Raw genomic sequence first — 9296 nt, 5'->3', positions numbered from 1 at the left:
TCCCTCCACCCATGTCGCCGCCGAAGGGATCGTCGTCGCCGTCCATACCCCCGGAACCGTCGTCGCCGGATCCGTCGTCGTCGAGGAACCTGTCGAGGACGCTCGCACCGACGAGCCCCAGCGTGGCGACTGCCCAGGCGGCGGTTGGAGCTCCCCACACCGGTAGTTCGAGGCCCATTACCGTGTACGACCCGCAGAACGCACTTCAATTCACCCCTCAAAATATCAACCGTGAGAAAGCATGCCGTCGGTCGAATATCGGACGTTACAGGACTAAATGCGGAGAACTGAGACGGGAAGGGGACCGAACCGCCGCCGATCGGCGCTCAGATCGCCCGCTCGAAGCCGTCGGCGGCGCGGACGACGAGCCGACCGTCCGAGCGGAACCGGACCGTGCGGCCGACCGCGTCGCCGACGTCGCTGGCGACGATCGGGACGCCGGCGGCGTCGAGCACCTCGCCGACCCGCTCGACGTTCCGCGGACCGACCGCGTCGGTGAGGTCGAGCATCTCGGCGCCGCCGGCGACCCGCGCCTTCAACCGCCGGGGGTCGGCGCCGCCGTCGTCGAGGGACGCGATCAGCGAGTCGACCCCGGTGTCGACGTACTTCGCGGGTCGCGAGGTCGCGGTCGTCCGCCCCTCGCCCGCGGGCAGCATGGCGTGGAGGAGGCCGCGAGCGCCGGCCCGCTCGTCGACGAGCGCGACCGCGACGCAGGAGCCGAGCCCGCTGGTGGTCAGGACCGCGTCGTCGGTCGTCACCGCGAGTTCGCCGACGCCCACTTTGATTCGGCCGGGGTCGTCGGCCGCGGCACCGCCGGTGACGGCGGCCGGGTCGGCGACCGCGTCGCTCTCCGTCCGCTCCGCCGGGTCGTCCGGTGGGTCGTCGGAGAGCGAGCGGGTCACGAGTCGGAGAGTCGGTCGAGCGCCCGAGCCAGTTCGCGCTCGTCGGGGAGCGCGTACACGTCACAGCGCGCCTGGATCCCCTCGGTCTCGATGGCGGTGTCGATCACGAACCCGTAGTCCTGTCGCTCGCTCAGCTTCGCGACGAGCGGGCTGATCGTCGAGGCCCCGATGTCGTGGACGAACTCCGGCGGCGAGTGGGTGATCGACGTGCCGAGCACGTTCGCCCAGCCGTCGATGAACCCGCTCGTCATCACGTTGCCGAGCTCGCAGAGCGCGTTCTCGGCCATGTCGCCCAAGGGTTCGTCCGGCTCCATCGGGAGCATCGCGTCGGCGACCGCCGCCGCCGAGGACTCCTCGAAGAGGATCGCGAGGTAGCCGCTCGGCTCTCCCTGGAGCTCGAACACCGTGCCGGCATGCGGCTCGGTCCCCACTTCCGCGGGCACGTCAGCGAGCGGGACGAACCGGAGCCGGCTCACGTCGACGCTCGTCTCTAACCCGGTCATCATCGAGATGTTGTCGGCGGCGTTCGCCGACCCCCGCTTCGCCAGCGAGGAGAACGTCGACAGCGACTCGTACGGCACCGCCGTGCTCTCCGTCCCGCCGTTCGCCTCGCCGCCGGCCGTCGCCGCGGGGGCCGTCTTCCCGACGATGAGGTCGCGGAAGGGCCCCGAGTCGGGAAGCATGTAGATGGAGAAGTCGAGGTCGGTCGTCGTGGCGTCCAGCCGACTCTCGAAGAGGAACACGCCGTCGCCCGCGAGCGCGCCGTCGGGCAGCACCGCGGCGCCGTCCGCCTCGAAGTACCGCGGGGGCGACATGTCTATCGCCTTCCCGAGGTAGTTCGCCCAGCCGTCGAGGAAGCCGCCGAGCGCGATGTTGCCGACCTCCGTCACCGCGCTGCGCTCCATCGACTGCCCGCCGGGTAAAAGCGAGAGGAGGGCGTCGGCGTTGACCGCGTCGAACGCGAGGACCGCCTCGCCGTCTAACCCGCCGCGGAGCCCGACGCTCACGCCGATCGACTCTCGGCCCGCGAACGACTCTGCGAGGTCCTCGCCGCTGGCGACGCTCGCGCCCGTCACCTCCACCGCGAGGTCGGTCCCGGTCAGGTCCGAGAGCGCGCCGGCGGCCTGTTTGGCCCCCCGCTCCGCGAGGCGATTACAGGCCCCGAGCGCGCGGACGTCGACGCGCATTATACCGCCGAGCCGATGGCGTCGAGCACGTTCGGCTTCTGGAACGGCTTCGTGATGTACCCCTCAGCGCCCGCCTTGATGGCCGCCTTCATCTTCTCCTCCTGCCCGACGCTGGTACACATGATCACCGTCGCGTCGGGATTCTCCTCTAAGATCTCCGTCGTCGCCTCGATCCCGTCGCGGATCGGCATCACGATGTCCATCATCACGAGGTCCGGACCGTGCTCTTCGTACATGTTGACCGCCTCCACGCCGTTCTCCGCCTCCCCGACGATCTCGAACTCGCCTTCGAGGATCTCTCGGAGGAGGTTCCGCATGAACTCCGAGTCGTCGGCGATGAGTACCCGCGTAGCCATTGTTGTCTGAATCCGGGCACAGCGATCACTTAACCGCTCCCCCGCGGTTCTCAGCGCTGAGAACGGAGCGGGACGCGGCCGGTCGCCGCCGGGTGAGTCACACCCAGTGGCCGAGGATGTGGATCGCACCGACGACGACCGTGCCGAGGAGCGTCTCGCGGGTGCCGATGCCGAAGGGGAGGAAGGTCGCCGGGTCGTCATCGCCGTCACCCCCGCCGGAATCGCCGGTCGGGTCCGACGAGTTGCCGTCGGGGTTCGTAGAGTTGCCGCCGGGATTCGAGGAGTTCCCGTCGGGGTCCGCGGCGCCCGCGGAGTCGTTCGCAGTGGAGTTTCCACCGGCGTCCGTCGAGTTCCCGTCGGTGTTCGTAGCGTTCTCGTCACCCTCACTGACGTTCGAAGCGTTCTCGGCGTCGTCGGTGTCGCTTCCGTCGGCCTCGCCGTCGCCGTCGTCGATCGTCGTCCGCGCCGGGTTCTCCGCGACGGTCACCGTTCCGTTCCGCTGGTCGCCGTCGAGGGTGACGGAGAACGGGTACTCCCCGGGGGCGAGACGGACGGTCTCGGACGGGAAGCCGACGGTGCGCGACTCGTTCGACGACAGCGTCAGGTCGCGAGCGGTCGTTATGTTCCCGTCGTCGACATCGAGCGCGAGCGTTCCCGCTCCCTCCAGCCCGCCGGCGTTTCGGACGCCAATTCCGAGCGCGGAGAGGTTCCCGCCCGTCGCGACGGTGACGTTCTCGGGGACGCTGTCGATCGCGAGCCGGTCCGGGTCGTCGGTGTCCTCGACGACGACCACCGTGCGGCTGTCGCGGAGCGTCGTCCCCTCGTACAGCGCGTAGTTCAGCCGCGTTCCGGGGTCGGCGTTGCCGAGGTCGGCGCCGATGGTGAAGTTCCCGTCGTCGGAGAGCGATACTTCGGACTCCGACCGGAAGGGCTCGTCGCGCTTGTCGTCGACGAAGGTGGCGGACATCTCGATCGGTGGGAGGATCGTTGTCGTCCCCGTCACCGCCCCGCCCGAGGCCTCGACGAGGAGTTCGCCGTCGTCGGTGACGTGGTCGTATTCGAAGTAGCGCTCCTGGATCGAGAACGACGCCTCCGCGCTCACGGTCCCGTCGTTGGTCTCCCAGTACGGGAACTGGTCCGGGGTGTTCGATTTATGTCTGAACGGGTCCGGCGGCTCCGAGTCAGTTTCAGCGAACGCGTACCGCTGCCCCTCGGTGCCCTCCAGAGCGAACTCGACGGCGAACTCGTCTCCCGGTTCGGGGTTCCCGAGGGGCCCCCCGTCGCTCGTGTCCAGAACGAGGTAGAACCGGCCCGGGGTCGAGTCACCAGTCTCTAGCTCCTTAGCGTCGGCAAGGAGAAGCGAGACGTCCTCGGGGTCGGCGTCCGCGAGGTCGAGCTTCGAGCGGGGCTCGTTCATGCTCGGGTTCGTCTGTCGAACGCTGAGGGAGACGCCCTCTTCGGCCCTGAGAAAATCTCTCAGAACGGTGTGGTTGATCGCTTGGCCGGCCTGAAGCGAGTCTTCACCCTCTTTCTCGGCGAAGTGCGACAGTGCTCCCCAGATGCCGGTCGCTTCGAAGCCGAGGACAACGCGGTCGCCCTTCGTCACCGCGGTTCGCTCAAGCCCGTTCTGTTCGAGTGCGCTGAGCGACTCGTCGCCGCCACCGCCTTCGACGTTCTCCGGATCCGCGGTGGTGAACACCTCGATCTCGTCGTGGAACGTCGGCTTCGTCAACACGAGGTCCGACGAGGCGGCCGACTCAACGGGAGTCACCGCGCCGGAGTCCTCGATCATGAACGTGCCGTTGGTGATCGCTAGCCGGTACCGCTGCGGAACGAGCGGACGGGCGAGTCCGCCGGCACCGGTGGCACCGCGGAGGTCGGAGAGGTCCTTGTCAAGCGTGTCGCCGTCCTGATCGCGGAACTCCAAGTCACAGGACGTGTTCTCTCGGGCACAGCTACTGGCGGTTCCCTCGGCCGTTCCGAGAAGGCGGGTGTTGACCGTGCCGTCGAAATCGTCTAGCTTCACGACGTCGGTGAACCCGACCAACTTTCCGGAGTCGGTGAGGCGATTCCCGCCGATCAGGAGGTACGCGCTTCCGTTGCTGTTGCTGGCGGTGTACCTGATATTGACCGGGTCGCCCGCGATTCCGGTGTAGGTCGGGCGGGAAAATGAACCGCTGAGTTCGGGTCGGGCCGTCGGGCCGGGTTCCGTCGAGTCGGTAGAGACGGCGTTGGTTTCGAGGGAGTCGCCCGAGGGCACGTGGTCGGCCGCCGAGAGGCCGGCGGCGACGGGACCGGTAGCCACGACGGAGAACACGGCGACGAGGGCGACGAACACCGCCATGCCTCGTCGGAGCGTCGAGCGCCGGCGGAGCCGAGACGCGAGCGCTTCGTCGGTGCCTCCGGGAGCGTCGGGACCACCGAGTCGGGCGGGTCTCGGCCGCGGGGGCGAGTCTCGGTTGTCGTCAGGCGTGTCTGTCATTGTGAGTCGGACGGATCGTCGACCCCGCGAGGGTCACGGGGGCGTGTCAGTCGTTCGACGCTCCGCCGTTCTCCGAGTGAACTACCCCACCCTACTCAGCCGCTGACGCGGCTTCCTTGAGGGTGGGGCTTCCTGTTTCTACGACGCGCTTTACATCCACAACATCGGAAGCATCCGACGGTATGAACATAGGGAGCGCAGTCTCCACAGGCGTTGTGTCTTCGGACTGTCCCAGTCCTAGCTTCTCGAAACCACGAGACAAAACGTTGAGTGCGGCATTTGCGTCTCTATCCATCTTGAACCCACAGGCAGGACACGAGTGTTCACGCACCCACAGCGGTTTATCTGATTCAACGCCGCACGACGCGCACTCTTTGGTTGTGCCCGCTGGCTCTACTTCGACAAAGTGTGTGCCTTCTCGCTTGCACTTGTATTTGAGCATCGTGGTGAACGCATCCCACGCTGCCGAAGCCGTGTTCTGACTGTTTCCAGGCGACTCCAGCATCGACTTCACGTTCAAATCCTCAACGGCCACCAAGTCGTACTCGGTGGCGTAGTAATTCGAGAGTTTGTGTAGGAAGTCGTGGCGTTTCCGTCTGACTCGCTGGTGACACTCAGCTACTCTCAGCCGTTGTTTCTCCCAATTGTTCGAGCCGTGCTGTTTCCGGGAGAGCGACCGTTGTTCGCGTATGAGGCGTTCTCGTTCGTCTTGTAGGTCAAGTGAGCCAACAGCACGCCCGTCCGTGTCGTGAGCGTATTTGAGGATACCCACGTCGATCCCGACACAGCGGTCGGGATTATCTGGTTTCACTGGTTCTTGTTTGCCTTCGACGGCGAATGAAGCGTACCACTCGCCAGTTCGTTCTTTCTTGACACAGACCTCTTTGACAGTAACATCCTCGGGAATTTCGCGGTGGTAACTGATTGGAATGTCAGCAAGTTTCGAGAGCGAGAGGACAGTCTGGCCGTTCTTTTTGTCGAACTCGAAGCCAGACTGCACATATTTAAAACTCCGAAACTCGCTCGGAGCCTTCCAATTGAGACTCCCGACGTTGTACCCGTTCTCTTTGAGCTGTGAGAGAGTTTTAATACTGTCTTCGATTCGCATGACAGCGGCTTGTGTCACTGTCGAGTACAGGTCGGTGAGCTCAGCCCACCAGTCTTTGAGAGCGGGCAGTTGGTCACGGACTTGACGCACTCGCTGGTTGAGTGTTCCTGCTGAGTCAGGAATTTGCTCGAACTCGTTGAGTGCGTGGTTGTACAGTTGCCGGCAGGTATCGCGGTGATAGTCCAGCGTCTCACGCTGGTCTTCTGTTGGGTGGAGTCGATACCTGTAGGCGTAGTGCATGGGTTACTCGTCTGGATCAGATATTCGGACGATCTTCACGTCTGCGCCACGCCAGTCTTTGGGAACGAAAACGTGAGCGCCATTACCAGTGGCTTTCACCTCACCTTCGATGACTTCGTGGCCTTCGATTTCGTGTCTATCCATCATCAGAGTGTATACATTGTACTTACATTAAGTTGTTGATTCCGTGGGCCTGTGGGCCTGTAACAGTCAGTGTAAGATAACTGATGACGGCGCTGTATCCCCGCCCTACTCGCTCGCGTTGCTCGCTCCTTGAGGACGGGGGCTTAGCGCCTACATTCAGCTAAAACGTACCCTCCCGATTATCACTCCTGTGAACGGAGTCGGGGAGACAGCGTCGAACGAGCGCCAGATCGACCGACTGCGAGGGTGTCGACCGCTCGGCCGTTCCCCGAAGAATTAAGCCGAACGGGCGTCCGCTTTCCACCACGATGGCATCGTGTCCCCGCTGTGAGGCGTCGATCGACGAGGAAGCCCGGTACTGCGCGCAGTGCGGTGCCCCGCAGACGGAGGACGCGGCCGAGGAGTTAGACGAGTACGTCCAGCGACAGGCGGAGCAGGTGGCGGGGGGCGGCGGAGACGGCGGAGGCGACGCGAGCGGGTCCAGCGGATTCGCCGACATGGCCGACCTCAGCGACCGCGAGCAGCTCTGGCGGCGCGGCTGTTACGTCGTCGGGTACGGCACCGTCGTCGTCGCGCTCACCCTCGTCCCCGCGATCGGGTCTTTCCCCCTGATCCTCACCGGGATCGCGATCCTCCCGCCGATCCGCCGGCTCACCGCCGAGCCGCTCGGCAGCCCGCTGAAACGCGAAGTGATGGCGGGACTGTACGCGATATTCGCGGTGGTCGGCGCCGCGCTGCTGTTCCTCCTGTAGCTTCCCGTTCTCCTTCCCGACTCACTCGACCCGGAACCCGCCCTCTTTCTCGGCGGCGCGCACCAGATCGCCGATGCTGTCGCTCGCGGAGAGCCCCTGACTCGCCGCGAACCGCTTGATCATCACCGGCGGGAGGTCGACGGTCGTCTCGGAGGCGGCGAGCAGCAGCCCGATCGCCTCCGGCGTCGGCGAACTCGGCCCGGCGTTCGACGCGAACCACGAGATCAGCGTGTCGAACGTCGCCGTCACGTCGTTCGACACGGTCCGCTGGCGGGTGGTGTCGCCCTCCGCGTGGAGCGTCGCGTCGATGCCGTAGTCGAAGCCGTCGCCGTCGAAGGAGTTCGCCAGCCACCGGCTCACCGCCTGTCGGTCGACCGCGTCCGCGCCGGACGGTGCCTGCTGCTCGCCCGGACTTGACCCGGCACGTCCCCGCCTGCCGGGCCGCCCCCGTTTGCTGGCACGGTCCTGTCCGCTCGCCTGTCGCTGGCCGCGGTCCTCGGCGCCGCGACCGGCGGCGCTCGCCCGCGGGTCGTCGCCGGCGGGGCGGCGGTCGTCGGGGCTCGCGGGCTCCGCGGCGGTGAACTCGCCCGAGTCGGCAGGAGGAGCCGCGTCGTCCGGCGGCGGCCGGCGGTCGTCCTGCGAGCGCCCGACGTTGGGGCGGCCGTTCGTCCCGACGACGTACCGACTCTGCCCGATCTCGACGACGTTCTCGTCGTCGGTGAAGTCGAGCTCGTCGGGGTCGGCGGGCGGCGCGTCCGGGTCGGCCGCGGGCGCGTCGTGGTCACTCATGGGTCGTGGTAGCGCGCGCCGTAAAATAGGTGTTGCGGCGGATTCCCGCCGTGGATCCGGTCTCCGCGGCGGGAGCGGTTAATTGTGTGTGCGTCCGCGCTTAGAGCCGGACCGCTTCACCCGACTCACTGAAGAGATCGGGTGCGGTCAGTTCGACCTGCGTCGTCGCTCCGGCGGGCGAGACGAGGTCGATAGTGGCGTCGTCGCTCTCACCGAAGGCGTTCTCGTCCGCAAACGCGCCGGAAGTCGGGTTCAGTAGGATCGTGTACTGACCCTGATCGTCGAGGACCGGATCAGATTCGAAGGCACCGTCGGAGCCGACCGCGAACTCACCGGGATTGAGGTTCTCGACAGATACGATGTCAAGACCCGCATTAACCGTCTGATTGCTACTACTGCTCACGTCGCTACCGTCGCTTTTTTCCGTGGTGGTCGCCAGCTTATCATTCTCAGAGATGTCAAGATCCGAGATATCTGCCGTGAACCTCGAATCCTTAGTGAAATCCTCGCCAGCGGTGAGAATCACCGTGTTACCGTTGGCCTGGTTCGTGATGTTGATCTGTGCGTATCCACTGCCGTCGCTGGAATTATCTTGACCAGCAGCCACGCGGACTTCTGTATAATGAGCGAGGATATTACCCTGAAGCTGTGACGCGTTAGCATTGGCAGTGGGGTCAGAGAAACTAACATCAGTCACAGTGACACTCGTACCATCAGTAGTGGAACTAGCGTAGACCTGCGATGTTAAGGTTGGAGTTCCGCTGAGGTCGAGATCAGAGATGTCGATCGTGTTGATTTCACCCGCATCGATGTTCTCAATCGGGACAGACACGTATGGATTACCAGTCTTATTTGATGAAACATTCAGATACTCGACATCGTCGGAGAGATCCGAACTCACGCCGACCTGAACGGTCTTAGCGTCGCTGGCCACAGCCTGCTGGATAGAGGTGTTATCTGTCTCATCCGGGACAACGACGTCGTACGCGGCGTCGGTGAACACGAGGTTCTCCTGTCCGCCGGGCCCAACCGCCTGAATCGTCGTGTCGGTCAGGTCGATGTCGTCGGCACCGGGCGCCCCGGTGGTCGTCACGCGGATCTCGCTCAGCGTCGAGGTGTCACTGCTGACAATCCCGACGGAACTAGTCACTTCGATCCGCTCGGACACGAGGTCCGTACTCTCTTCGCCGGTCGATTCCGCCTGTGACTGGAGGAACCCAGCCGTGTTGATCAGGACGCCCGCGGCGATGGCGGCGACCAGCACCATCGCGATGAACACGATGAGCGTGCCGATACCGACCTGACCGCGGTCGTCGTTAGTGATGAATTCGAACAT

The 9296-nt window shown here is 65.0% G+C and carries 8 protein-coding genes and 2 pseudogenes; 1 reads left to right on the top strand and 9 read right to left on the bottom strand.

The window, feature by feature from the left end; genetic code table 11:
• The 7 genes and pseudogenes from B9G49_RS16105 to B9G49_RS16100 all read right to left on the bottom strand — a co-directional run.
• Positions 1 to 178, bottom strand: a pseudogene (locus B9G49_RS16105) (flagella accessory C family protein); the annotation flags it as partial.
• A gap of 148 nt (positions 179 to 326) precedes the next feature.
• Positions 327 to 902: a chemotaxis protein CheD gene (locus B9G49_RS02170; RefSeq protein WP_086215277.1), complete on the bottom strand. Its 576-nt coding sequence runs from the start codon at positions 900 to 902 to the stop codon at positions 327 to 329.
• On the bottom strand, positions 899 to 2089 hold the full coding sequence (locus B9G49_RS02165) for a chemotaxis protein CheC (RefSeq protein ID WP_086215276.1): 1191 nt from the start codon (positions 2087 to 2089) through the stop codon (positions 899 to 901). The genes B9G49_RS02170 and B9G49_RS02165 overlap by 4 nt, the downstream gene beginning before the upstream one ends.
• Positions 2089 to 2445, bottom strand: a complete 357-nt coding sequence (gene cheY, locus B9G49_RS02160) for a chemotaxis protein CheY (RefSeq protein WP_004597560.1) — start codon at positions 2443 to 2445, stop codon at positions 2089 to 2091. The genes B9G49_RS02165 and cheY overlap by 1 nt, the downstream gene beginning before the upstream one ends.
• A gap of 97 nt (positions 2446 to 2542) precedes the next feature.
• On the bottom strand, positions 2543 to 4927 hold the full coding sequence (locus tag B9G49_RS02155; RefSeq protein ID WP_394334810.1) for a BGTF surface domain-containing protein: 2385 nt from the start codon (positions 4925 to 4927) through the stop codon (positions 2543 to 2545).
• Positions 4928 to 5018: 91 nt separating this feature from the next.
• On the bottom strand, positions 5019 to 6275 hold the full coding sequence (locus B9G49_RS02150; RefSeq protein ID WP_086215274.1) for an RNA-guided endonuclease TnpB family protein: 1257 nt from the start codon (positions 6273 to 6275) through the stop codon (positions 5019 to 5021).
• Between the two features lie 3 nt (positions 6276 to 6278).
• Positions 6279 to 6419 carry a DUF2080 family transposase-associated protein gene (locus tag B9G49_RS16100; RefSeq protein ID WP_143414674.1) on the bottom strand — a complete coding sequence of 47 codons (141 nt, stop codon included), beginning with the start codon at positions 6417 to 6419 and terminating at the stop codon, positions 6279 to 6281.
• Positions 6420 to 6727: 308 nt separating this feature from the next.
• Between B9G49_RS16100 and B9G49_RS02145 the strand changes: the two genes are divergently transcribed.
• The gene (locus tag B9G49_RS02145) at positions 6728 to 7171 is read left to right on the top strand and encodes a zinc ribbon domain-containing protein (RefSeq protein WP_086215273.1); all 444 of its coding nucleotides are present in this window, start codon (positions 6728 to 6730) and stop codon (positions 7169 to 7171) included.
• Positions 7172 to 7192: 21 nt separating this feature from the next.
• Here B9G49_RS02145 and B9G49_RS02140 read toward each other — a convergent pair whose 3' ends face one another.
• The gene (locus B9G49_RS02140; protein ID WP_086215272.1) at positions 7193 to 7960 is read right to left on the bottom strand and encodes a hypothetical protein; all 768 of its coding nucleotides are present in this window, start codon (positions 7958 to 7960) and stop codon (positions 7193 to 7195) included.
• A gap of 943 nt (positions 7961 to 8903) precedes the next feature.
• Positions 8904 to 9296, bottom strand: a pseudogene (locus tag B9G49_RS17300) (archaellin/type IV pilin N-terminal domain-containing protein); the annotation flags it as partial.

Source organism: Halorubrum sp. SD683, from assembly GCF_002135045.1.
GTDB lineage: Archaea > Halobacteriota > Halobacteria > Halobacteriales > Haloferacaceae > Halorubrum > Halorubrum ezzemoulense.
Note: the sequence above shows the minus strand (reverse complement) of the source record. Positions and strands in the feature narration are given on the sequence as shown.

Excerpts from the sequence above, each read along its gene's own strand:
- B9G49_RS02165 (WP_086215276.1), bottom strand. The coding sequence starts at position 2,089 with ATGCGCGTCGACGTCCGCGCGCTCGGGGCCTGTAATCGCCTCGCGGAG.
- cheY (WP_004597560.1), bottom strand. The coding sequence starts at position 2,445 with ATGGCTACGCGGGTACTCATCGCCGACGACTCGGAGTTCATGCGGAAC.
- B9G49_RS02155 (WP_394334810.1), bottom strand. The coding sequence starts at position 4,927 with ATGACAGACACGCCTGACGACAACCGAGACTCGCCCCCGCGGCCGAGA.
- B9G49_RS02150 (WP_086215274.1), bottom strand. The coding sequence starts at position 6,275 with ATGCACTACGCCTACAGGTATCGACTCCACCCAACAGAAGACCAGCGT.
- B9G49_RS16100 (WP_143414674.1), bottom strand. The coding sequence starts at position 6,419 with ATGGATAGACACGAAATCGAAGGCCACGAAGTCATCGAAGGTGAGGTG.
- B9G49_RS02145 (WP_086215273.1), top strand. The coding sequence starts at position 6,728 with ATGGCATCGTGTCCCCGCTGTGAGGCGTCGATCGACGAGGAAGCCCGG.
- B9G49_RS02140 (WP_086215272.1), bottom strand. The coding sequence starts at position 7,960 with ATGAGTGACCACGACGCGCCCGCGGCCGACCCGGACGCGCCGCCCGCC.